At 42.1% G+C, this 26,266-nt stretch carries 16 protein-coding genes; 10 read left to right on the top strand and 6 right to left on the bottom strand.

The features are described 5' to 3' along the window. Nucleotide 1: 1 nt before the first annotated feature. On the top strand, nucleotides 2–856 hold the full coding sequence (locus ACNURT_RS15765; protein ID WP_419698506.1) for a LysR family transcriptional regulator: 855 nt from the start codon (nucleotides 2–4) through the stop codon (nucleotides 854–856). A gap of 66 nt (nucleotides 857–922) precedes the next feature. Further along, complete coding sequence (locus ACNURT_RS15760; protein WP_419698505.1) at nucleotides 923–3,490, top strand: M1 family metallopeptidase; 2,568 nt, start codon at nucleotides 923–925, stop codon at nucleotides 3,488–3,490. Here ACNURT_RS15760 and ACNURT_RS15755 read toward each other — a convergent pair. The 3 genes from ACNURT_RS15755 to ACNURT_RS15745 form a co-directional block, all read right to left on the bottom strand. After that, complete coding sequence (locus ACNURT_RS15755; protein WP_419698504.1) at nucleotides 3,485–5,044, bottom strand: MFS transporter; 1,560 nt, start codon at nucleotides 5,042–5,044, stop codon at nucleotides 3,485–3,487. The two genes, ACNURT_RS15760 and ACNURT_RS15755, sit on opposite strands and share 6 nt — an antisense overlap. A gap of 117 nt (nucleotides 5,045–5,161) precedes the next feature. Continuing rightward, nucleotides 5,162–7,564, bottom strand: coding sequence for a glycoside hydrolase family 127 protein (locus tag ACNURT_RS15750; RefSeq protein WP_419698503.1), 2,403 nt, complete (start codon nucleotides 7,562–7,564; stop codon nucleotides 5,162–5,164). A gap of 27 nt (nucleotides 7,565–7,591) precedes the next feature. Further along, entirely contained in the window at nucleotides 7,592–9,943 is a 2,352-nt protein-coding gene (locus tag ACNURT_RS15745; RefSeq protein WP_419698502.1) for a beta-L-arabinofuranosidase domain-containing protein, read from the bottom strand. 363 nt (nucleotides 9,944–10,306) lie between these two features. Between ACNURT_RS15745 and ACNURT_RS15740 the strand changes: the two genes are divergently transcribed. The 6 genes from ACNURT_RS15740 to ACNURT_RS15715 all read left to right on the top strand — a co-directional run bounded on the left by ACNURT_RS15740 (nucleotide 10,307) and on the right by ACNURT_RS15715 (nucleotide 19,622). Further along, the gene (locus tag ACNURT_RS15740) at nucleotides 10,307–13,342 is read left to right on the top strand and encodes a SusC/RagA family TonB-linked outer membrane protein (protein ID WP_419698501.1); all 3,036 of its coding nucleotides are present in this window, start codon (nucleotides 10,307–10,309) and stop codon (nucleotides 13,340–13,342) included. A 26-nt stretch (nucleotides 13,343–13,368) separates the two neighbouring features. Continuing rightward, nucleotides 13,369–14,754, top strand: a complete 1,386-nt coding sequence (locus ACNURT_RS15735) for a SusD/RagB family nutrient-binding outer membrane lipoprotein (RefSeq protein ID WP_419698500.1) — start codon at nucleotides 13,369–13,371, stop codon at nucleotides 14,752–14,754. 433 nt (nucleotides 14,755–15,187) lie between these two features. Then, nucleotides 15,188–16,126: a dihydrodipicolinate synthase family protein gene (locus ACNURT_RS15730; RefSeq protein ID WP_419698499.1), complete on the top strand. Its 939-nt coding sequence runs from the start codon at nucleotides 15,188–15,190 to the stop codon at nucleotides 16,124–16,126. Nucleotides 16,127–16,134: 8 nt separating this feature from the next. Continuing rightward, nucleotides 16,135–17,136, top strand: coding sequence for a 4-hydroxyproline epimerase (locus ACNURT_RS15725; RefSeq protein ID WP_419698498.1), 1,002 nt, complete (start codon nucleotides 16,135–16,137; stop codon nucleotides 17,134–17,136). A gap of 44 nt (nucleotides 17,137–17,180) precedes the next feature. After that, the gene (locus ACNURT_RS15720) at nucleotides 17,181–18,422 is read left to right on the top strand and encodes an NAD(P)/FAD-dependent oxidoreductase (protein WP_419698497.1); all 1,242 of its coding nucleotides are present in this window, start codon (nucleotides 17,181–17,183) and stop codon (nucleotides 18,420–18,422) included. A gap of 297 nt (nucleotides 18,423–18,719) precedes the next feature. Further along, nucleotides 18,720–19,622, top strand: a complete 903-nt coding sequence (locus tag ACNURT_RS15715; protein WP_419698496.1) for an AraC family transcriptional regulator — start codon at nucleotides 18,720–18,722, stop codon at nucleotides 19,620–19,622. Nucleotides 19,623–19,894: 272 nt separating this feature from the next. Here the strand turns inward: ACNURT_RS15715 and ACNURT_RS15710 are convergent, their stop codons facing one another. Next, the gene (locus ACNURT_RS15710) at nucleotides 19,895–21,592 is read right to left on the bottom strand and encodes a cellulase family glycosylhydrolase (protein ID WP_419698495.1); all 1,698 of its coding nucleotides are present in this window, start codon (nucleotides 21,590–21,592) and stop codon (nucleotides 19,895–19,897) included. Between the two features lie 609 nt (nucleotides 21,593–22,201). Then, on the bottom strand, nucleotides 22,202–22,987 hold the full coding sequence (locus ACNURT_RS15705; RefSeq protein WP_419698494.1) for a response regulator: 786 nt from the start codon (nucleotides 22,985–22,987) through the stop codon (nucleotides 22,202–22,204). A 190-nt stretch (nucleotides 22,988–23,177) separates the two neighbouring features. Here ACNURT_RS15705 and ACNURT_RS15700 point away from each other — a divergent pair, with 190 nt between their 5' ends. Next, on the top strand, nucleotides 23,178–23,645 hold the full coding sequence (locus tag ACNURT_RS15700) for a CAP domain-containing protein (protein ID WP_419698493.1): 468 nt from the start codon (nucleotides 23,178–23,180) through the stop codon (nucleotides 23,643–23,645). A 182-nt stretch (nucleotides 23,646–23,827) separates the two neighbouring features. Then, entirely contained in the window at nucleotides 23,828–24,583 is a 756-nt protein-coding gene (locus tag ACNURT_RS15695; protein ID WP_419698492.1) for a GH12 family glycosyl hydrolase domain-containing protein, read from the top strand. 66 nt (nucleotides 24,584–24,649) lie between these two features. Here the strand turns inward: ACNURT_RS15695 and ACNURT_RS15690 are convergent, their stop codons facing one another. Then, nucleotides 24,650–26,245, bottom strand: coding sequence for a RagB/SusD family nutrient uptake outer membrane protein (locus ACNURT_RS15690; protein WP_419698491.1), 1,596 nt, complete (start codon nucleotides 26,243–26,245; stop codon nucleotides 24,650–24,652). Nucleotides 26,246–26,266 lie beyond the last annotated feature (21 nt).

Below are 26,266 nucleotides of genomic sequence, written 5' to 3'. Positions count from 1 at the left end.
TATGAATAGTAATGACCTTAAAATATTTGAAGCGGTGGCCATCCATGGTAATTTTACCAAGGCTGCTGAGGCCATGTTCACTGTACAATCAAATGTGACCGCACGGATAAAAAGCCTGGAAGAAGAATTTAATGTGCAGCTATTAAAACGGACATCGCGCACGGTAGAACTCACGTCGGCGGGAGAGATCTTTATCCAGTACTGTAAAAAACTAAATCATATGACTGAGAGCTTAAAACAAGAGTTATCGGATGTTCATAAATTGTCCGGCTCACTTAAAATTGGTTGTATTGAAACTACAATGGCACTTAAAGTGCCGGGTGTGATAAGGGAATTTACCGATAAATACCCCGATGTGATGTTGAGTTTCAGGGCTGATAATTCTATGAATTTGATTAATGATGTGTTGAATTATAAGCTTGATGCCGCCTTTGTGGCTGCCCCGGTTATTTCACCTGAATTGGGTGTACATCTCATTAAAGAAGAAAAGCTGGCTATCGCGACCGCCGAAAATTATCCCGATCTGCCAGAATACATCAAAAAAGGCCAGGTAAAAATTGTTGTTTTTGATGTAGGATGCAGCTATCGCCCCAAGCTGGAAGAATGGTTGAAAATCCAGGGGATTTTTAATTACCAGTGCACCGTACTCAATACGCTGGAAGGAATAGTGAATTTTGTGGAGGCGGGGATAGGTATCACCATTATGCCTGAAGAACTGTTCAGCCAGATGTATTACAACCGGAAAATAAAAACATATCCTATCGATGGAGACCAGGGCCTATTGACCACATTGATTGCTTATAGAAAAGATCTGCCACAATCAAATGCCCTGAAAGTATTTATGGATTTGTTTTAATCATAAACAACCGGGTTCAATTTTATAAATTTGATGACCCTGCTTTCAGGCTGTTACATTTTCCCTATGATATTTAAAATATACACTCGCGGTACTATCTTGTTTCTGCTGATTTTTAATGCTGTAATAGCTTATGCACAAGTAAGTGCGCCGGTAGTTGAACCGGGTGTGTCATTGGCATTGGCCCGGTACCGGCGCTCGGTGATCAGTAACCTTCAATATACGCTTAGTTTTGATATTCCCGCCGATAAAAATAAAGGTATTGAAGCAAGAGAGTCAATCAGCCTGGTTTTAAAGCATATCGATCAGCCTTTACAGCTTGATTTGAAGCAAAATTCGGGTAAAGTTCATGGTATGCAGGTAAACAGTAAACAAGTACCCGTAAGCCTGGAGCAGGAGCATCTACTGATAGCCTCCCAATATCTGCATGTGGGTAAAAACATAATTTCTCTTCAATTTACTACCGGCGATCAATCCCTGAATCGCAACGACGACTATTTGTATGCCTTGTTTGTACCCGACCGGGCCCGAACAGTTTTTGCCTGCTTTGATCAGCCCGATCTGAAGGCTAATTACCTGCTCACGCTCACCGTGCCGGCAGGATGGAAGGCATTAGCCAATGGGATTATTATTGATTCTCTAAGCCGGAGTGGGAGAACAACGTACAGATTTAACAAGTCTGACAAGCTGAGCACTTATCTGTTTTCATTTGCGGCGGGGAGATTCAATGTTGTTAAACAGCTTATAGGCGATAGAAAGGCAGAGTTTTTATACCGTGAAACGGATACCGCCAAGATCAAACTAAGTATTGCCCCAACTTTTACAGCCCATAAAGATGCGATTGACTTTTTACAAACCTGGACGGGCATTCCATTCCCCTTTCAAAAAATAGGTTTTATAGCCATACCCGATTTTCAATTTGGTGGCATGGAACACCCGGGTGAGGTGCAGTATAAAGCTTCGGCGGTATTTCTGGATGATGGGGTAACAAAAGATATGATCATTGCGCGATCAAATCTGTTTTCGCATGAAACCGCCCACATGTGGTTTGGTGATATGGTAACTATGCAATGGTTCAATGATGTATGGATGAAAGAGGTGTTTGCCAATTTTATGGCTGACAAAATAACCGAAAAACTGATGGGCAGCGAAACCTTTGATTTGAAATTCCTGCAGGATCATTACCCGGCTGCTTATAGTATCGATCGTACCAAAGGCGCCAACCCCATCCGGCAGGATCTGGATAATCTGAAAGATGCTGGTTCGCTGTATGGGAATATCATTTATCATAAAGCGCCCATTATGATGCAGCAACTGGAACTGCTCATGGGAAAAGAAAAATTCAGACAGGGCATACAAGAGTATCTTAAAAAATATGCCTATAGCAATGCCACCTGGAATGATCTGATCGCCATTTTAAGCAAGCATACCACTACCGACCTGTACACCTGGAATAAAGTTTGGGTAAATCAGCCCGGCCGACCTGTGTTTGACGTAAAGATCAACTATACAGGCGATAAGATTAGCTCGTTTAAGATCACCCAGTACCCGGAGTTTGGCGCAATGCGTGTTTGGCCGCAATCGTTCAACATAATCCTGGTTTACCCATCCTATACTAAAAATATAACTGTGAATATGAAAGGCGCCAGTATCGACCTGAAAGAAGCGGTAGGCCTTGATAAGCCATTGTACACGATATTTAATTCAAACGGGATAGGATATGGCTTGTTCCCGGTAGATAAGCGGATTGCCGATAGTTTATTCCGGATCATTAACCCTTTACAAAGGGCCTCGTTATATATATCAGCTTATGAAAACATGTTAGCCGGCCGCTACTTTAAACCCCAGGAGCTGTTAAGTATTTTTTCGAAAGGATTAGTTTTAGAAAAGGAAGAAACTAACCTGAGGTTGCTAACCGGCTACATAGGCAATATTTACTGGGAATTTATCAAGCCTGCCGTTCGCAATGCTATGGCTGCTGAACTGGAGAATAGTTTATGGTCGGCATTACAGCTGCAGGAAAAACCCAATAATAAAAAAGTGCTGTTCCGTGCCTATCAGGATGTTTATTTAACGGGAGCTGCTAATAAGAATATCTATACCATTTGGCAGCAGCAAAAACCACCGGTAGGTGTAAAGTTAAATGAAGACGATTATACCTCCCTGGCGCTGAGTATAGCTTTAAAAAGTGACTCGGTAGCTGGTGTATTACAGATGCAGGAGACAAGGATAACCAATGCAGACCGCAAAAAACGATTGGAGTTTTTAATTCCGGCGCTCTCGCCGGATGAGCAGGAAAGAGACCGTTTTTTTAATAGTTTACAGGACGCTAAGAACCGGCAAAAAGAGGCTTGGGTAACTACGGCCTTAGTGTATCTGCATCATCCGCTAAGGCAAAAAACATCAGAGAAATACCTGTCGAAAAGCCTGGAGATGGTGGAGGAGATCCAAAGAACCGGGGATATCTTTTTCCCGCAATCATGGTTGCAGGCTGTGTTTGGCTACTACCAGGATAAGCAGGCCGCTAAAGTTGTCAGTGATTTTTTAAACGCGCACCCCAACTATAATCCAAAGCTAAAAGCAAAAATACTCCAGAATACCGATAACTTGTTAAGGGCGCAAAAGTTGTTATGAAGCATCGGGTGATTTACCTTTTTTTACCGTATTATTCTTGATAAACAGGAATGACATCAACGCGCCTAAAAAAGCAAGTAAGGCGGATAGCTGCATCACCCGGGCATAAACACTGATAAAACCGTTACGGTATAGCTTTTTTATAATCTGCTGATCATGATCATTGAAACCCGCCGGCACTTTAGCATCGCCCAGATTGGTGGCTTGTGCCATAACCACTTGCTTTTGTTTCCCATTTAAGGGAATGTGCTGGATGTCCTGCTGCAATGCCCCCGTGAAAAACAGAACCGCCAACGCGCCCAAAATCGCATTAGCGAAGACATTGGCGATACGCGAGATGGCATTGTTTACCCCGGATGCTGTTCCCGAAAAATGGTCACTTACCGAACCCATAACCGCGGCTGTAAGCGGAGCCACGGTAAATGACATGCCTGTACCGAAAACAATGACGCCCGGAAAAAAAGTGGTCCAGTAATCTGCCGGGCCATTAGTTTGTTGCACAAAGGATAAGATGAGCAAACCAACACCAGTTGTAGCAGGGCCGCCTATCAATAACAAGCGTGGCCCGTGTTTATCTGCAATACCTCCCGCAATGCGGGCCATCACGATCATCAGTATTGTAAATGGCAGAAAGGTAAGTCCGGATTGCAGCTGACTATAGCCCTGTGCCTGCACCAGGTTCAGCGAAAGAAACAGCATGGCCGCGCTAAGACCGGCATACAGGAAAAAGGTTAGCAGGTTAACACCACTGAACGTCATATTACTGAACAATTTTAAAGGCATCATCGGGTGACTGCTTTTACTTTCAATAAGCAGAAAAGCGGCCAGTAATATTATACCTGCAGTTAAGGAGACATAAACCTGCCAGTGACCAAAACCCATTGCCGGTGCCCGTAAAAAGCCAAAGGTAAGCGCAGCCAGACCCAATGCGATAGAAACAGCTCCTGGAAAATCAATGGCTTTGTCAGAATCTTCATCGCGGCTTTCCTTTACCTTAAGCCACAAGATCAAAAGCGCCACAATGCCAATCGGAACGTTGATGAAAAATATATAGCGCCACAAACCGGCATCGCCAAAAGTTCCTCCTAAAATTGGCCCACCCAAAGTAACCACTGTAGTAAAAGCCGACCATGTACCGATAGCTTTGCCCCGTTCTTTTTCATCAATAGATGACGAGATCAGGGATAAACTACCGGGTATCATCAGCGCGCCGCCAATGCCTTGCAACATCCGGCAGGCGATCAACACTTTAACATCAGGCGCAAAGCCACAGGTAGCCGAGCCGACAATAAAAATGAAAATCCCAACCATGAAGATCTTTTTTCGGCCAAGTTTGTCGCCCAGGGCGCCACCGATCATGATGAGCGCGGCCAGCATCAACAAATAAGCATTCAGGATCCAAAAAAGGTCGGTACCGGTTGCATTCAGGCTTTGCTGCAACGATGGCAACACTACATTTAGTGCCGTACCATCAATAAAAGCCATAGCCGAAGCCATGATCGACGATACCATGATCCACTTGCCTGCAGAACTGCCCAGGGATACTGTTGACATAAAATAGGTTAATGTATATGTAAATGTAACAAATGGCGATTACAAAATACTCATATTATAAACACAAAAGCCTTTAGAATATGACTAAAGGCTTTGTGTTTTGTAGCAAGATGATCGTTATTTAACAGCCCATTCATGTATGCCGGAAGAATTATCCACCGGTAGCTGAATTTCCATTCTTAAAGCCGTGGTATTAACCGGTTCAAAAGTTATGGTGTTAAAGCCATCTTTACTAATGGTGTAAGGTGTAGTGTTTTTTACCGGTATCCATTGACCATCTTTTAGGTAGAGTATTTTGTAAGATGCCGGTATGCGGCAGCCGCCCCATGGGCCATCATCAAACCAGTAAACTTTTGATTCACTAACCGTATGCGCGGTATCAAAATCATATTGAACATACTCGCTGGTGTTTTTGGCCGGCCACCAATGCAGGTAAGGATAGCTGTTGTCTTTGGAGTCGGCAGGTTCATATTGATCTTTGATGGATGCGTACATCCGTGTGTTTTTTAAGGATGATGTTACCTTGCTGGTGCTCGCGATGGTTGGCGCGGGTTTAGGCCGTGCAGCCGAAGCCTCGTAAGGGATCCACACGGTCATTTCACTTGGGCCGCGGTTTGCCCAGGCATAGTAGGGGATAGCTTTTACCTGCTGATTAGCTTCAATCAGCTGATCGCTGTTTAACTGGCGTTTTGTGCTTTTGCCATCTGCGCTTATTACATCTACGCCGTTTAACAGGTCGGCATGATAATTTGCATTGGCAATGGCGTTTGTATCGATCATTATATTTTGTACCAGGCTGTCTTTATTATCGGGGCCTTCTAAACAGTATACAACAGGGCCGCGTTCAAATGCAAAACGACTCCTGTCATCTTTTACCAACGGGTTTGCTAATACTTTTTCTGTTTTCATTGGCAGCAGGAGGGATACTTTATCGCCCTTTTTCCAGGTGCGTTTTAATACCGCATAGCCTTTTTCTGTAACAAATGATTGGGCTTGACCATTGATAGATAACATAACCGGCAATGCTTTTTTATCCATAAAAGTGTACAAATTACCTGGTACCGGCTGTTGTTTGGCCCAGCCGGGTATGCGTATCCTTAAAGTAAATTCACTGTTTCTTTCAGGATTAACGGTAATATCGACTTTACCTTTCCATGGATAATCCGTTGCTTGCACAATATTAACATTACCCGAAGTGAGTTTGATATTGCTGGAGTTGCCCATGAACAGATTGATGTACAGATCATTTTTGTTTTTAGCATAAACGTAACCAGGCAACGATGGCAAAAAGCGGGTCATGTTGCTGATACAGCAGGCACAGCTGATCCAGGCGCTGCGCTGGTGTTGCGACATAGATGCCAGTGGATTGGGGTAAAAGAAACGGTCGCCGCTTAAAGAAACGCCTGAAAGCAGGCCATTGTAAAGCGTTCTCTCCAGTACATCGATATATTTTGAATCGCCATGCAACAAAAACATCCGGCTATTCCAGTACACATTACCAATAGCGGCGCAGGTTTCGGCATAAGCCGACATGTTTGGCAACTGATATGCATCACCAAAAGCTTCGCCATCAGAGGTCGCGCCAATACCGCCCGTGATGTATAGTTTTTTGTTAACTACATCACCCCAGATATCATCAATAGCGGTTAAATATTTGGTATCACCTGTTAAGGCAGCGATATCTGCCATGCCGGTGTACATGTAAGCCGCCCTCACGGCATGCCCTTCGGCCTCGTGCTGGTCAACTACTTTTTTGTTGGCTTGATTGTAGGCGTCGCCCTTGGGGCCGCGTACATCCAGAAAAAATTTAGCCAGATCAAGATATTGTTTGTTGCCCGTAACCCGGTACATTTTCGAAAGGCCAATTTCTACTATCTGATGACCTGGATATTCCTCCAACTTACCCGGACCGAACACCTTAACCAGCAGATCTGCATTTTTTATGGCGATGTTAAGCAGTGTCCGTTTGCCGGTGGCTTGGTAATGGGCAACCGCGGCTTCGTACAAATGCCCGCAATCATACAGCTCGTGGCTCAATACTTCCTCTTGTACCCAGCGTTTGGCGCCAATCCATTCATGCGGTTTTTTTGCATTTACCGTGCGAAAAGTATACAGGTAACCATCAGGTTCCTGGGCGGCACCAATGATGCCGATAAGGGTATCAATATATTTATCCAGTTTGGGATTTGCTTTGTTTTGCATAGAGTACGAGGCTCCTTCAATAGCTTTATACACATCGGTATCATCAAAGGGGAATACGCTTAGCTTATCGCCATCCAGTTTTTTGGCAGCCCTTAAAAAGTTATCCATGCGCCCGTTTGCCTTACATTGGGCCAATACATAAGGAATGGTTACATTGGCATTAACCTCCATTTTTGGTTGCCAGAAATTATCGTTTACATGGACACTGGTAAACGCCACAGGTTGTATAGGATAATCTTTTTGCTGCGAAAATACCTGCCCTGTAAATGCCGTCATGGATAGTGATAGCATGCAGACCGTTTTTCTTGTACTGATCATATATTTAGTTTCTTGTAATTGGTTCATTTAATTTTTTACCATCCTGCTCCCATAAACTGGCCCCGCGCTGTTATCCTTTTTGGGCAGTAGCTTAATAGTTACCTTTTGTTTGCCCTTGGTAAGCTCTATCGGAATGGTATAGCTGGTATCGTAAAAACGGCTTTCTTTGTACTGGTTCAGATCTTCGGTAGCCAGTTTCACGCCATCAATCAATATATCAAAAGTGCGACCCCGGTTATCCATTCCCCAATAGGTATTAATCAAGGTGTTTCGGGTGTTGGCATCAACTTTCATCTCGTATTGAAGATAACCGCCGTTTTCTGTCGACCTCCATTTTTTCTGATGGTCTTCGCCGGTAGTCGCATTTTCCCCGCTGAAATTATGATCGCGCTCGGGCTGCATTTCGCCTACGCGTAAAATATCGGTAGTGCGGGCTTCCAGTTCCTGTTGTTTTTTCTTTTGTTCGTCATAAGCCTTTTGCTGTACTGCCCATGCTTCGGGCGTGAATACATCCCAGTAAACCGAGTAATATTGGTTTTGGGTCTGATAAAAAGGGATGAGCTTAACTTCATTTGGTTGGGCAATATTTACTGTGCTAAAACTCAACTGGTTTTTATCAACCATTTGCAGCCAGTTGTTGGGGTTGGTTTCGTTGGTCACAAAAACGGGCACACCCTTCAACGGATCAGGCTCGGTATTGCCAAAAACGCCGGCAAACAATACCGGACCATAAAATATGGCGCGCCGGTTCGCGTTATCGGGCATCGCTTCAGTATAGATATTTTCAGGGGTATTTAATTCTATTTTATCGTTTTTGCCCCATTTGCGAGTTAAAACAAAGTAGCCTTGTGCATTGGGGATAAGCTGCTGTTGTTTGCCATTGATGCGGATGCTTACATGGCTGCTCCATTTAGGTTTACGGATGCGGATAGAGAAAGTAGCGGGCTTAGCTGCGTTAACGGTAAAGTTAATGTGGTCGCTGGTGGGTAAATTACTTTCTTGTTTAACAGTAATGCCTTTATCTTTCCAGTTTAATACAGAAGGAATAAATAAGTTAACATAAAGACTTCCGTCGGTACCCCTGAAATATATGCTTTCGTTATATTTTACATGGTTTTCCATCCCCGAGCCCACGCAGCAGGTAAAATCATCAAATGGAGTGCTGTAGTGTTTTGTTCCGCCCATTCTAAGAGGTATAAAATAACACATCATACCATCCTTATGGTTTTGCGAAGCAAGGATGTGGTTATATAACGCCTTCTCGTAATAATCCATCAATGCAGCTGATGGCGCAACCGCAAATAAGTGGCGAGTGAGCTTAAGCATGTTATAGGTATTACAGGTTTCGGTGGTATTATCTGTCAGTTTATCATTCAGCTTATCTGGGTCGCTTAGGTACTCATAGTTGCTGTTGCCACCGGTAGCATAGGAGTGATGACCCGTTACCGTTTCCCAAAAGAAACCAGCAATGGTTTGGTCTTTTTTATCGCCGGTAAGCTCGTACCGTCGGGCGCTGGCAATTATTTTGGGTATTTGGGTATTGGAGTGCTTGCCAGGTAAAATATCCTGTTTTTGCGCCAGGGGATCTAAAATATGCTTATCATAAAACTTGTACGACAGATCGAGGTATTTTCTGTCGCCTGTTATTGCATATAAGTTTGCCAGCGTTTCTGCCATGCCGCCATATTCGCACAGCAGCATCTTTTGCAGTTTGTTATCGTCCAGGTTTTTAATGGTTTCGCCCGTCCAATCGGCCATGCCCTGGCATATTTTAAGCGCCTGGGCATTATGGCCATATAAATAGGCATCCAAAAGTCCGGCCATCACTTTATGCACTGTGTACCAGGGCGACCATCCTCCGTTTAGATCAAAGCCATGGGAGCGAATATCGCCTTTGGCAACTTCAGCCCATATCGTGTCTTCTTTCGGGATAGCGCCAACGTAGCCTGTTTTGCGTGCGGTTTGGCATTCATTAAGTTCGGCAACTATATAGTTTATCCGCTTTAAAAATTGAGGGTCACGGGTTGATGCGTAATACATGGAAATGGCCGACAGGTAATGCCCCAGCGTGTGGCCTGCCAAACCCGATGATTCCCAGCCTTCATATATTTTACCTTTAGGCTTTAACCCGGAATGGGAGCGAAATCCGGACAGTAAGCGGTCGGGCTGAATAGATAATAAATAAGCGGCATCTGCCTGCATGGCCTGTTTAAATGGGCTTTCCAGCAGCTGAACATCTTTCAGATCAAATGAATAGGCTTGTATCGCTACAACGGGTTTTATTTTTATCCGGCTATCCTTCCACTCAGGCACATATGATTGAGCCTTTAAGCTTATTGCAGCTGTAAAGCAAATGATAAATGATAAAGTAAATTTCATTAACAAAGCTGCAAAATTCGTGTGATTATAACAATTAAACATACAGTAAAGTTACACGGGTATCCTGAATAATTATTGATGATATTTTGCTGGTGATAATCGGATTTTAACCGATTTAGGATACTACACTGTTAGTTAACGAGCTATTTAATAATAAGAGCAGTATTTAAAGGTGTAAACTGATCTTCTGCTGATATTTTGTTTGAAATGTTTGTGGTTTTTATGGGATTTTGTTTTAATAATGATAATATGTAGGTAGTTGTGGTGAATTTTTGCTAAAAAATTAGCTATTGGGGTAAATATTTTTACATGATCTGAAAGATCAGACTTAATTAATAATTTTTTAACCCCAAAAATTAATTTATGAAGCTAAAACGATTATTCAAAAGGCTTGTTTTGCTCTTTTTAGGCATTTTTGTATTTGGTTATAATGCCAAAGCGCAAATAATTACGTTAAAAGGGAAAGTATCAGATGAAAAAGGCCTGTCTATACCAGGTGCGTCTGTTAAAATAAAAGGTACGCGTAAAGGTACCATCACCAATAGCGAAGGGATATTTACTATTGATAGTAATGGCCCGGTTATTCTCAGCGTATCTGCTATTGGTTATACCGCGAAGGAAGTTAAGGTTAGCAATATCAGCAACGTTAACATTATTTTAGAGGAAGATAATAAAACACTCAGCGAGGTAGTGGTTACCGCGTTGGGTATTAAGCGCGACAAAAAAGTATTAACCTACAGCAGCCAGGAAATTAAGGGCACAGACCTGGTGCAGGGTAAAGACCCTAACCTGGTTAATGATATAGCCGGAAAAGTATCCGGTGTACAAATCACCAGCTCATCGGGCAGCCCAGGTAGTTCAACACGTATAGTTGTTCGTGGTGCATCATCGTTTTACGGAAATAACGATGCTTTAATGGTTGTTGATGGTATCCCGATAGATAACAGTGAAACCGGAAACCTCAACTCAGGGCCCGGCTCCAGCAGGGTAGCCGACATTGATCCTTCCATAATTGAGAATATCAACGTGCTAAAAGGTGCCGCGGCTACAGCTTTATATGGTTCGTTGGGTGCAAATGGTGTTATTATTATTACTACCAAAACGGGCTCAGCCAATAAAAAACCGACCATTAATTTTACTTCTGATTTCTCCTTCGAAAACCCGCTGCTGCCGCAGATACAAAGCAAATATGCCCAGGGTACCAATGGTATTTATTATAATGGTGATGATCAGAAAACCAGCACTTCCTGGGGACCTTTAATGGATACCTTAAAAATCAACGGGCAGCCTGCAAAAAAATATAACCAGTCCGATCTGTTTTTTAAAACGGGGCATACTTATAATAATGTGTTTAGTGTAAACGGTGGTGGGGCGGCTTCTAACTATTATATATCTTATTCTAATTTTAATCAGCAGGGTACGGTGCCCAATACCAAGTTTCTGCGGAACTCGGTATTTGCCAAATACAGCGCCCAGATCCTTCCAAATTTAACTACAACATTCCAGCTAAATTATACCAATTCCCAAAATGATCGCTTGCCCGAAGGTTATGCACTGGAGAGCCCTGTATGGACTATTTTTACAGCCCCGATATCATATAACCTGCTGCCTTATGAAAATGCAGACGGCACCCAGCGCTTGTATCGTTATTCCAGGAACAATCCTTACTGGGTATTGGATAATATTTCCAATAAATCGGGCGTAAACCGTTTTCTGCCAACATTTACAGCCGATTATAAACCATTAACATGGCTAACCGTGACTGAAAGATTTGGCGCAGATGTATATACCGAACAGGATAGATACCATGAATCGGCGCAGTCAGTATCTAACCCTACCGGGCGTATCGTGGTTAACAATACCAATTTCAGGCAATTTAATAACGACTTGATTGTAAGCGCTAATCATCAGTTTGGTGACTTTAATATTGATGGCGTTATCGGGAATAATATTTATTCTCAATATACAGAAACTGCTTATGCCAATGGCGTCGGGCTTTCAGTAGCCGATCTGGATAATATCAGTTCGGCTTCAACGGTTACTTTTATTGAAAATCAATATAATATCCGGAAGATAGGGTTCTACGCGCAGTCAAATATTGAGTATAAAAAATTCCTGATCCTGTCTTTAACCGGCAGGTATGACGGAAGCTCTGTACTATCAACAGCGCATAATTTTTACCCTTATGGGTCTGTAGCTACCAGCTTTATATTTTCTGAGTTTTTCTCCAAAGAATTTCAGGATATCATGAACCTGGGCAAATTCAGAATATCCTATGCTACGGTTGGCGGCAGTAATGTGGTTCCTTATTCACTTACTACTCCGTATCTCACTCAAAGTAAAGATAACATTATTCGTAACATTTCGTTCCCTTACAACGGCCAGGCAGGATTTTTACTGAGCCCCACGCTGGGTAACCCTAACTTGAAAAATGAGCGGATAAATGAATTTGAAGCAGGGTTTGAAACCGGGTTTTTTAATAACAGGATAAGTTTAGAGGCTTCTTATTTTGCTAAAAAAACGGTAGATGGCTTAATCCCGGGCGTGAGTATTGCACCATCAACAGGTTATGACGGTACTACTGTAAACACCGGGATAATGCAAAACCGGGGTATTGAACTGTTATTGAACGTAGTGCCAGTGAAAACAAAGGACTTTACCTGGAATGTGACCATCAACTACAGCCGTATCCGGAATAAGGTTCTGGCAATTGATGGTGATCTGCAACAGATCGGAAATGGCTTTACTACAATTATTGTAGGCCAGCCTTACGGAACCATATATGGTACACGCTACGCACGTACCGCACAAGGGCAGTTACGCATTGATGCCAGCGGATTACCTTATGCTGATGCCGACCAGGGTGTTATAGGTAATATTAACCCTGATTGGACGGGCGGAATTGCCAATAATATCAGGTATAAGCAGTTTAATTTCAATTTCTTCTTTGACGTTAAAAAAGGCGGCGATATCCAGAATAACGTGGATGGGTACGGATATTTTTACGGAACACCTAAAGTAACCGAAAACAGAGGGTTAAGGGTGGTTCCGGGAGTAAGTGATGCAACAGGACAAGCTAATACCGTTGCTGTTGACGGACAGGCTTATTATCAGCGTATAAACGGCGTAACCGAGTCTGTAATACAGGATGGTACTTATATCAAATTAAGAAATGTAAGCGTGGGCTATACTGTAAAACCATCATGGTTGAGGGGTAGTCCTTTCAAAGCCGTTAACTTTAGCGTAACCGGGCGTAACCTGTGGATCTACGCGCCACACTTTACTGGCGGCGACCCTGAGGTAAGTTCGTTCGGTTCATCAAATGGTTCGCAAGGTATTTATTCCTTTTCTGTACCCACATCCAGGTCTATCGATTTTAGCATGAAGCTTACCCTTTAATCATCATTTATCAATTAAAAAATATCATGAAAAAAATATCAATGATTTTAATGTCATGTATCCTGATAAGTGTTTCAGGTTGTAAAAAATATATTGACGTAAATACTAATCCCAATCAGCCCCTTGATGTGGCGGAAGCCCAGATACTTGCCCCGGTTGAAGTAGCTATATCATCAAAACTATATGCAGGCAACGTAGCCGTAATTGTACAGGAATATATGCAGGTGGCCGCGTTGAACCAGGTAGCGCCCAATGCAGGCACTTATTTAATGTATAATACCGATATGAATGATGATTGGAGGACGCTTTATGTGAACTGCTTAAATAACCTGGTAACCCTAAATGCAAAGGCCGTTGCCGACGGAAAAACCAACTATGCCGGCATTGCCAAGATCCTGACGGCCTATTGCCTGGGCACCGGAACAGATCTTTGGGGTGATATTCCGTACTCGCAAGCTTTTAAGGGAACTGCTAATTTTACACCAGTATATGATACCCAAAAAGATATTTATACTACTATACAAAGCTTGCTGGATGCTGGTATTGCTGACATTGCCAAAAACGGCGTTATAAGTCCGGGTGGAGATGATTTCTTTTACGCAGGTGATATGAGTAAATGGACAAAGCTGGCTTATACCTTAAAAGCCCGTTACTATCTGCATTTGACTAAAGCGCCTGGATATACAGCTGCCACACAGGCACAATTAGCCCTTACAGCCCTTACAAATGGTATGCAATCAAATGACGATGATTTTAAAATGGCCTACGGTGGCGCTGCCGGTGCAGAAAATCCGTGGCAACAGAATTTTATATCAGCCAGCACTATTGTAATGGCCAGTACCGCGGTTAATGGTTTTAAAACACGTAATGATCCACGCTTAACCATCATGGTGGCCCCGGCAACCGCTACCGGCTTTTATACGGGATTAGATCAGGGCTTGAGTACCATTGGTCAGCTGGAAGAATACTCGCGCCCAGGAGACTTTTATGGCGCTGCAGGGGCAAGTAATTACATTGTAAACTACTCCGAAGCCTTGTTTATAAAAGCTGAAGCCACGCTCATCCTTTCGGGTTTTAGTAGTGCGCAGGCCATTTATCAAAGTGCCATATCATCGCATATGACAAAATTGGGGGTGAGTACAACTAACGCGAATACCTATATAGCTTCAAGGACATTGACTGCCGCTAACGCAGAGCAGCTAATCATCGAAGAAAAGGGGATAGCGAATTTTCTTTCATTAGAGAACTTTACCGATTTCAGGCGTACAGGCTTCCCGGTATTGCCCGCGGTTAAAAATGCTTTATCAGCTATACCGCGCAGGGTGCTATATCCGCAAACAGAAATTATATCAAACCCGCAACCCCAGCAAAGCGCCAAACTAACCGACAGGGTTTGGTGGGATGTAAAATAGGCATCGCAGCAAATAAAAACTGTGTCTTTTACCCTGCTAATTAATTTGTATAGGTAACGGCCCGGTTGTATGTAAAAAATGCAACCGGGCCGTTTTAGTTAAGCTCCGAAAGGCCTTATAAATCTGTTTTTAATGTAGTTATCTGATTGTTATTATTAATACTTTTTAAAGTAAAAAAAACATGTCAAAATTTGTTAAAAAGTGTTAAAATTGATGGTTTTGCATTAGTTTTTGACAGTTTTGAAGCTGTTTTTACCTCAATTATGGCACAAAAAGTGTTAAAATTGAAGCTTTAAAAAGTTTTATGCACCATGATTTGTCATGATAGCGGTATTAAAAATGGTTTTGTTTGATAAAATATGGTTAGTACCTGTTAAATTACTGGCCTATTAATACTTGTTACAACGCTAATTTTGTAAAAAAACATTTAAAAATGATAGCATTTGATTGGAAAGGCGTACTACCCGCCGTAACTACCAAATTTACTGATAATGATGAACTGGACTTTGACGCTTTTGACATCAACTTAAATGCCCAACTGGAAGCCGGCGTTGACGGATTTATACTGGGAGGTTCTTTAGGCGAAGCAAGCGTATTAAGTGATCAGGAAAAATATGACCTGCTTGCTCATACAGTAGCCTTTGTCGATGGAAAAGTACCTGTAATATTGAATATCGCGGAGCAAACAACCAAAGCGGCTGTTACCTGCGCGCAAAAAGCATTAGATAATGGCGCTGATGGCTTAATGTTATTGCCGCCAATGCGTTACAACAGTGAGGAGCGCGAAACGATAACCTATATCAGCACTATTGCTAAAAGCACGCCGCTGCCCATCATGATCTACAATAACCCGGTTGATTATAAGGTGGAGATCACCCTGAATATGTTTGAACAGCTTGCAGCTTATGATAATATACAGGCGGTAAAAGAATCAACCCGCAATGTGTCAAACGTTACCCGGATGATCAACCGCTTTGGCGACAGGTTTAAAATATTAACCGGTGTTGATCCCTTAGCTATGGAAAGCTTAGTGATGGGTGCCAATGGCTGGGTAGCCGGTCTGGTTGATGCTTTCCCTAAAGAAACTGTGGCCATATACCGTTTGGTTAAAGCCAAAAGATATGATGAAGCATTGGCTATTTACCGTTGGTTTTTACCGGTGTTGGAGCTGGATATCCACCCTAAACTGGTACAATACATTAAACTGGCAGAAGTGGCAACCGGTATAGGTACCGAAAATGTACGCGCTCCACGTTTACCTTTAGTAGGGGCAGAGCGTGAAAAAGTTCAAAAGATCATCAGTGATGCACTTGCTGTTCGTCCGGTATTGCCTGTAGGCAGCTGGGGTAAAATAAGTGAGGCTGTGATATAATACAACATATGGGCAGTAAAACTTTTTTTTGTATAGATGCGCATACCTGCGGTAACCCCGTAAGGTTGGTGGCTGGGGGAGGTCCGACCCTCAAAGGCGACAATATGAGCCAAAAGCGCCAGCATTTTTTAAAGGAGTATGATTGGATCAGAACAGGCTTAATGTTTGAACCCCGGGGGCATGATATGATGTCGGGGAGTATCCTGTATCCACCTCATGATCCCGAAAACGATGTGGCGGTTTTGTTTATTGAAACCAGCGGATGCTTGCCCATGTGTGGTCATGGCACTATCGGAACCATTACCATTGCTGTAGAAGAAGGCCTGATACAACCCAAAGTACCTGGTATAATCCGTATGGAAGCACCAGCGGGACTGGTGTTAATTGAGTATAAACAGGAGGGGAAAAAGGTTACCTCTGTAAAGCTTAAAAATGTGGCAGCTTATCTTGCGGCAACAAATCTGCAGGTAGAGTGCCCTGATCTGGGTATGCTCACTATTGATGTTTCCTACGGTGGAAATTACTACGCCATAGTTGACCCGCAGCCCAACTTCGGCGGAATCGAACATTATACGGCCGGGCAATTGATTGCCTGGAGTCAGGTATTACGCAAGCGCATCAATGAAAAATATACGTTTGTGCATCCGCAGGATCCTACCATCAATACCTGTACACATATCCTTTGGGCAGGGGCAACATTATCCGATGATGCCACCGCAAGGAATGCCGTATTTTATGGCGATAAGGCTATCGATAGGTCGCCTTGCGGCACGGGTACGTCTGCTCGTATGGCGCAATGGCATGCCAAAGGAAAACTACAGGTTGGCGAACCATTTATACATGAAAGTATTATCGGTAGTAAATTCACAGGCAGGGTGGAAGAGGTGGTTAAAATCAATAATATAGATGCCATTATTCCAAGTGTGGAAGGCTGGGCCAAAGTTTATGGATACAACACCATCAAAATTGATGATGATGATCCATATGCACATGGTTTCCAAGTGATATAACCTTTTGTTTCTAAATCAAATATTTCAAAAGCTCAAAATATATTATGGCTAAAGTGTTGATCATTGGCGGCGGGATTGTTGGCTTGAGCTCTGCATATTATTTACATAAAGCAGGGCACCAGGTTACTGTGGTTGATAAAGGGGATATGACCGATAATTGCTCCTATGGAAATGCCGGTATGATTGTACCAAGCCATTTTATTCCTTTGGCCACACCCGGCATGGTAAGCCAGGGTATCCGCTGGATGTTTAGCAGTAAAAGTCCGTTTTATGTGAAACCCTCGCTAAATCCGGAATTAATATCATGGGGGCTTAAATTTCTGAAAAAGGCTAATGCGACGCATGTAGAAAAGTCCGCTATACCTTTAACAGAACTATCCTTACTCAGTAAAAAACTTTATCAGGAATTGAGCAAGGAGCCTGATTTTGAATTTGATCTGGTTGAAAAAGGTATCCTGATGTTTTATAAAACCGAAAAAGCCGGGGAGGAAGAAGCTCACATGGCTGAAAAGGGACGACAGTTAGGTTTGGATATGAAGTTGCTTAGCCCTGCTGATTGCATGAAGCTGCAACCCAAACTTAAGCTGGATGTATTAGGCGCCGTACATTATGGTTGCGATGCGCATCTTTCGCCCAATAAGTTAATGGCTGCTTTATTAAAGTATTTACGAACTGTAGGCGTTAACCTGGTTACCAATAAAGAGGTTACAAAAATTGAGACTTTCAATGGCAAAGTAAGCCGTGTACTATCATTTGGAGAAGAATTTATTGCCGATGAATATGTAGTAGCTGGTGGTTCATCGTCGCCCTCGATAGGCAAATTGTTGGGACTGAAAATTCTGCTGATGCCAGGCAAAGGATACTCCTTCAATGTTCAGGATAATACGGAAATGATGCAGATCCCAGCTTTACTGGCCGAAGCCAGAGTTGCCATTACACCTATGAACGGCGGCTTGCGCTACGGCGGGACCATGGAGCTTGACCGGATGAACAACCTTGTAAACATGAGCAGGGTAAAAGGGATAGTGGAATCTGTACCACAGTATTTTCCCGAACTTAAACCGTCAGTTCCACAGCAAAAAGATATCTGGTTTGGCTTCAGGCCATCCTCAGCTGATGGGTTACCCTACATTGGTCGCAGTAATAAATACGCAAACCTTACCATAGCCACCGGGCACGGCATGATGGGTTTAAGTTTGGGTGCAGCCACAGGTTTACTGGTGACCGAGGTTATTTCGGGCAAACCAACATCCATCAACATCAACGAATTTGCTCCCGAACGGTAGGGTAAATTCAAAATATCCGTACTATTTATACTTTTATTGAGGATGTATCCACTAATAGCGTATTTACAATTGTTTAATATACAATTATAAATATGCATATTTGATATTCAGTATTGTATGTTTTAAAATTGTTTATTTAACAATAAAAAATGGATTGATCATTCATTTTTAAAGCAATTTTTATCTGCCTATCACAATAAATTATCAAATAGTAACCTAATATTATCCTATTATTCCAAATTATTAGTTTTTTAAGTTAAGTAAATGTAAATTCAGGAAGAATTAATTCATATCAAGATGAAAGTTTTGCAATTTACCATCCCGTTGCCCCACGATAAAAGTGTGATAGTAGAAAAAGTTTGTCTGCCTCATCATTACCCATATCTGCACCGGCATAAGGAGATCCAGATCACCTGGATACGGCAAGGGGAGGGTACTTTGATAGCTGGAAACAATATGCATGATTATTCGGCGGGTGATATGTTTTTATTAGGTGCAAACTTGCCGCATGTATTTAAAAGCAATCCTGAATACTTTGCTCAGAATACCCATAAGCAAGTAGAAGCCTTAACCATATTTTTTGATCCGGAAGGGGCGCTGGCCTCTTTGTTTGATCTGCCGGAAATGGCTCAAGGCAGGATATTTATGCAACAACATCAGCAAGGGTTTAAAATTCCGGTTGACAGTACTGATGAGATAACAAAAATAATGATCAACTTAAAAAATGCTTCAGGCTCCGATCAGCTTGTACAGTTTTTATATCTGTTGAAGGGCTTAACAAATCTAAAAGATAAATTAGATCCGCTATCTTCCTACGGCAATTTACCCGGTATTACCGAAAACGAGGGTATACGCATAGGGAAGATATATAATTTTATTATGCAGCATTACAGCGATCCCATTACGCTGGAAGATGTAGCCAAAGTAGCTTATATGACGCCAGAGTCATTTTGCCGTTACTTTAAAAAACATACTGGTCATACTTTTATTTCATTTTTAAATGAGATCAGGATTAATGAGGCTTGCAAAAAATTGATCGCCCATAAATTTGAAAGCATCAACTCCATTGCCTATAAATGTGGATTTAACAGCATAACCAATTTTAACCGGGTGTTTAAATACGTTATTGGCAGTTCGCCGCGCGGCTATCTGGATACCTATCACAGCAATTTGGTAAACCTGAACAGGGCCGCCAGCTAAAACATAGCAGTAGGAGAGGATATTCAGGACATACAACACTTTATTGATACTTTACAAAAGATATTATTGGAGGCGATTTCTCAGATTAGCGGGTATACGGTTATTCGAGATTTAGGCGGTCATGGAGTTGGCCGAAGTTTTAGCCAGTACGCATTCTGCCATGCGATTAAATAATGGAATAGTAGTATAACAATGTAAAATCTCTAATACCTTATTTGAAATAAAGGCATTAGAGATTTTATTTTTGTAAAATAATGTAGTTGTATTTTAATTTAGATTTTCACAAACGCCCACTGTTGGTTGCGGCCTCCGGAGTAAGTCCATTGGTCTATTGCAACACCGTTATTAAGCGATGATCCCGAAACATCCAAAGCTTTTCCGCTATTTGCGTTAATGATCTTATAATATCCATTATCGGTTATCTGAATTGACCATTTTTGATTTGCACCACCGCTGTAATCCCATAGATCTACCTGTCCGCCATTAGCGGTGTTCCAGCCATAAACTTCCAAACACTTTCCGGTGGCATGCATAGGGGTTAATCTATAATAGCCTCCTCCTGCATCTTCTACTTTAAATTGCTGGTTTGCTCCCGCCAAATATTCCCATTGGTCGGCCTGGGTTTGATTAGCCGTTCCAAAGCCCGCGAATTCCAGAGCCTTAAAACTGTTTCTGCTGTAAATCTGATAAACTTGTCCAACCTGAATGGTTGAAGATGTTCCATTTTGCATTCCCTGTACTACAGCGGCTAAACCTTGTTGATCGGCTACTCCGTTAGCCTGCCTGTTAATGAGTCTGAACGCATTGTTTCCTGTCGATCCATCATCAAAATAAAATGGGCGTAAGCCGTATTGTAATGCCTGATGGGTAATATAGTTAAGATAGTACGCCCTGCCGGCAAGATGTAGTGTTAATGCATCTCCGGAAAGCGTTGTTAGCCGGCGGATCGCTCCATACTCTCCCAATATAACCGGAATGCCTTTATCAATGAACTTGGTCTTCATTAATGGAAACTCAGCAGGTGCATCTGACTCTTCACCCCAGGTGGCATTTCGTGAACCATCGGTTGTAGAATGATATCCACTGCCCCAATAATAAAACATATTCCCCCAACTTGCATCAGCGCTTAAACCAGCAAAATTAAAGGGAGTATAATAATGTACTTCAACCATCATGCGATTGGATGCCGGATCTGTGGGAAGTGTGTTCATCAACGTGTTTGAGTAATCTATATTGGTAGAAGGCCCCTGAATAATCAGCACCCGGTAACTGTTGTGGCCACCGGTTGACCTAACCGCATTAACAAACGTTTGATGATAAGAAAGCAGTACACTCATCCCTGTGGCGTCTGATACAGCAGGTTCGTTAGCACTGGCAAAGATCACATGTTCATCAAAACCACGCATTTGAGTAGCAATCTGCTCCCAAAAGGCCTTTTGTTTGGCATTAACAGCAGCCTGTGCGCTGGTGGTGCAATTGTTCTCCAGCCATCCGCCGTCCCAATGTATGTTCAGTATCACGTACAAACCGTCGTTAACACAGTACTGAACAACCTGCTTAACTCGATCAAGCCATGTTTGCTGAATTTGGGCCGAGGTTTGATTTGCATACTGGTCCCAACTACAGGGGATACGGACGGCAGTAAAACCACTTTTTTTAACCTGATCAATAAGGGCCTGGGTCACCGTTGGATTACCCCATGCTGTTTCGCCTCCTGTTGCCTCAAGTGTGTTGCCAATATTCCATCCTAACTGGAATTTTGTGGCGAGCTGAGCCGCCGTACTGCTTACCCCTGTTTGATCAGGTGGAAGAGGAGAGGTGTTGTAACTTGGATAGCTGGTTATATCCAATGTCTTAACTGTTTTGGGAGCAGGTTGCTTAACACCCTGGTCAACGATTGCCTGCTTCTTGCATCTTGTTAAGGTAAGGATTGCAAGGATGCACATAAAATAATTTAAAGTTCTCTTCATAAAGAATTGGTTTAATGACGACGTATAAATTTGTCGCGGTGAATAATTGGTTAAATGATTGGTTAATAGCGTTTGGATGTGTCTGATAATCCTGGTGGATGAGCGTGTGTGTCTCGTTATTGCCCAGGTTTATACAAATGATATAATGTACAGTTTTGTTGATAATTGCCTTCCGCCAGGCAGCTGTTACAGAGACGGCATTTACTGCTTTCTGTAAAGTATAATGACCGCCCTTTACAACGGTTATACTTATTAAAAAGGTTAATAATAATGCAGTTGCTATTCCGCGTAGCGCAGAGTCTAACATTAGTTCCATTTTTTCGATATGTATTACAGGCCTGAGCCGGTTTAATTGGTTGTTTTATTTTAGCAAGGCAGGATAATTAATAAAACAAGGCATGTTTTTGATGAGTACCGGGTTTACTAATTGGTTGATAAAATTATAGAAGAAACAAATAACTGGAGAGGCACAAAGGTTAGAAAATAGGGTCTGAAATGTTAAAATTGTATAAAAATTATCAATTCTGTGAGGATTTTTATTTAGGTGGCGGCGTCTGTACCGTTGATTATTTCTTAGGAAGGCTAAATAATCATAGGACTATGGAACAATTATTTGCTTTTGTTTAGAATAACATAGCGGGTCGGCGAAATTTTGAAGTAATGACTAAATGAAGATGAGAAATAAGCTCCGGAACTAAATCCAACCTTATAAGCGATCTCCGAAATATTATGATCACCGATTAGGAGCAATCCCGCCGCTTTTTTTAAACGGGTGATTCGAATAAACTCTTTAACTGACAGGCCAGTAACCACTTTTATTTTTCGGTAAGTTTGTGCCCGACTCATACCCATGGCTCGGGCAAAGTCATTAGCTTCAAAGGTAGAGTTACTTATATTTTGGTCAATAATTTCGTAAGCTTTTTTTAAAAGCATATCGTGGCTGCTAACAGATCCTGACTTAATTTGCGATTGATGCGATTCATTTAAGAATTTATTCAATAATAATTGTCGTGTTTTAACCAGGTTATTTACCCGCGCCCTTAAAATGCCAAAGCTAAAAGGTTTGGTTACATAATCGTCGGCGCCGTTTTTCAAGCTGATAAGTTGTCCCTTTTCGTCATCATAGCCTGTAATCAATACAATGGGTATGTGGCTTGTGCGCTCGTCTTTCTTTAATAATTTACACAATTCGATCCCATTAATTCCTGGCATTTGTATGTCGCTTATTATAATATCAGGTATCGATGCGATGCTCTTTTCGAACCCGACTAAGCCATTTTCTGAATCAATAACACGATAATCGCTCTTAAATTCATCCTTTATTTCCATCCGCATATCATAATTATCTTCAATAACATGCACCAGAGGTCTTTCCTCATCATAAGATGTTTTCAATAAAGAGTTATCCCTCAATGGGATATTGGCATTAATTTGAACACTCATAGGTAGGTTTACAGGCAGGACGCCTTGTTATTTATAAAGATAAAAATATTTCAGGTGTATTAAATACAATTATTTTAAGAATAATTTTTTAACTTAATTTTCTTTTAGCGGCCATCTGGTAATCGCATCATTCGCAATTTATATGAAAAAGATCGTCAAGTTCAGTATACTGCTTTATCTGATGTTTTGTGGCTGCAAAAAAGATCAGGTCGCAGCAGAGGATCTCCGGCAGGAAATGCTTAATGCTGTTAATACATTGAGGACTACAGGCTGCAACTGTGGTACTATTCATATGCCCCCTGTTCCGGTTGTTATATGGAATGATAAGCTACAGGTTGCCGCCCAGGCGCATGCAAAAGATATGGCCGTTAATCATTACTTTGATCATATAGCTCCAACAGGTTCGTCTCCAATCCAGAGAGCGCAGGAGGCCGGTTATACAGGCATGTATATCGGTGAAAATATTGGCAGCGGTTATAACAATGTTCAACAGGTAATTGATGCCTGGGAAAAAAGCGAAGACCATTGCAGGGCGATGATGGACAGCACGTATAGGGAATTAGGAGCTGCAAGGTATAATACACTATGGGTTCAGGAGTTTGGAAGGTAAATGCCCTGATGTTATCAAAAGATTTGAGGTATACTAAGGATGTGGATGTTTATCTTGATGTTAAGTATAAGTTATAATTTGTTTGATCTGAGAAATTAGTGAAAGAAATTGAGTAATTAGTGAAAGTCTTTTGAATAACTATAGGTTTAATTTGGGAAACCAATAAACAAAAATCTAAAGTTATGAAAAAAGTATTTTTATTCCCGGTTATGGTCCTTGCAATGGTCGCATGCCGAAAAGAAGCTCAGTCTCCAACCCCAGACCCGGTTAGCGCCAATGCCGAAGTGAAAGCCAATTGGTCGTCATCGGCACAATATGGTTCCTGGAATGCCGGCAGTGGTTATTATATCGAAAATAATATATGGGGAAGCGGAGCCGGTCCACAAAGCATCTGGGCAAATTCATATAGTAACTGGGGCATATGGGCAAATCATCCGAATACCAATGGCGTAAAATCCTATCCCAATGTAGATTATCCTGTTAATAGAACATTTAGTGCCTTAAATACGGTGAAAAGTAGCTTTAACGTAACCGTACCCAGTAGTGGCAATTTTGAAAGTGCATATGATATATGGTGCAATAACTATGCTTATGAAATTATGATATGGGAAAATTGGCGTGGCGGCGCAAAACCAATTGCAGCCAGTTATGATGCCAATGGTAATCCGGTAGCGACTTATACCAATGTAACACCAACTTCGGGTGGCCCTACTTATACCGTGTATAAAGGCTCAAACGGATCAAATGCCGTATATTCATTTTTAGATAACAGTCAAAAAACATCTGGAACAGTGAATATAAAGGATATATTGAATTTTATAAAAAGTAAAGGTGTGAATTTTACAACCCTTGATAAAGTTCAGTTTGGTTTTGAAATTACCTCATCAAGCGGCGGTCTTAATTTTACTTCTAATAGCTATTCAGCCACGGTGAATTAAATTACCTTATGGCCCAAAAAAAAGACCGGTATCATTACCGGTCTTTTTTGTATATAACTATCATTATTAGTTCCAGTCGCCACTAATGTCTTTTGCTACATTAGGATTGGCATTTTTTTCGGAAAAAGGAATGGGCAATAAAATATTCTTATCCTGGAAAGGTTGGGTGCCGTCTTCTGTCTGTCTTTCGGTATTGATCGTTTGTTTGGCAATTCCCCAGCGTATCAGGTCAAAATAACGAGATTGTTCGCCTGTTAATTCCAATTGTCTTTCACGCATCAGGATGGCCATGGCAGCTGATTGTCCCCCCAATGAACTATATAACGGAGCGTTTACACTTGGTCTGCTACGCACCTGGTTAATCAGAGCCAAGGGCTGGCTGCCGGTATTACCCTGCTGTATATAAGCCTCTGCAAGCATAAGCAGTACATCTGCATAACGGATTACCTGCCCGTTAATACCGCTTTGCGGACCGCCGTAACTGGCTACCTTATTGTAGTATTCATATTTTAAATATTTATACCCTGTTGTAGCGTATGGAAAGGCTGCCGGCCCGGTTGAGCATTGCTGACAGTATTGTGTTTCACCACCACTGGCTGCATTGCCATAAAAAGTATAAGCTGCCCTTGGGTCAACATAGGTAGCATTGGTTTGGGGGTTAGTATATGTAAAAGCTTTAACAGCTGTAGTAGTAATAAACGTATTGTTCCAGTCATTAAAACCATATTCCTGCGCCCGGGCAGAATGAGTTGCTTTTCCTCCCCATGTTTCCTGACCGCCAAAGGGAGCATACTGGTTACCGATACCCCAATCGGTCCAGGCTTGATTCATTACCTGGAAAATGGTTTCCGGGTTTTTGCCAGGGTCATTTTGATTAGGATCGTCAAACAGATCATTATATTGAGCCGCCAATGAATAACTAAACGGGGCCTGAGTCAATTTTGTTAGTTCAGTAACCGCATCGCTCCATTTTTTTTCATACAGGTATGATTTACCAAGCAGTGCAACAGCAGTTCCCCTGGTAGCGCGACCGAAACTGGCCGTGGGGTAAGAAACAGGCAGATCAGTTTCCGCATCTTTCAGATCCTGTTCAACAAAGGCCCATATATCAGCAGTAGCAGCACGGGGCAGATTGATCTGGTCTGGCGTTGGCAGCGGAATGTATTCTTTACGCAAGGGCACCCGGCCATACAAATTAACCAGATTAAAATAAGCATAAGCCCTTAAAAATTTAGCTTCGGCAATGTATTGCTTTTGGTTTGCTTGTTCGGTTGTGTTAGCCGGTTTCCAGGCTTGAGCGCGGTTAATCACCACATTTGATCGCATGATGAGGCGGTACAGCGACGACCACATGGCATCCAACTGCGGTTGATTAGGGGCGAAGTTATATTGTGCAAGGGCCAAAAGATCACCTTGCAGTGGTTGTGCATTTTTGGCATCGTAACCCAGCAAATCAAAAATATAATACCATTCACGGGCCCATAAACCGGTATGTAATAAGGTAGCATAGCTGGCTATAACAGCTTGATTTATAGCTGCATCACTGGTGAAATAGGTATCATAAGTAAATGCGCTTTTATTTTGTAAATCCAAATCCTTCTTACATCCCCCGGTCGCGATCATTAAAATCACAACTATCAGATACTTAATATATTTTTTCATAATTATATCTTTAATATTTTT

Source organism: Mucilaginibacter sp. NFX135, assembly GCF_048565145.1.
Taxonomy (GTDB): Bacteria; Bacteroidota; Bacteroidia; order Sphingobacteriales; family Sphingobacteriaceae; genus Mucilaginibacter.
This window is presented reverse-complemented; position numbering and strand designations above follow the sequence as displayed.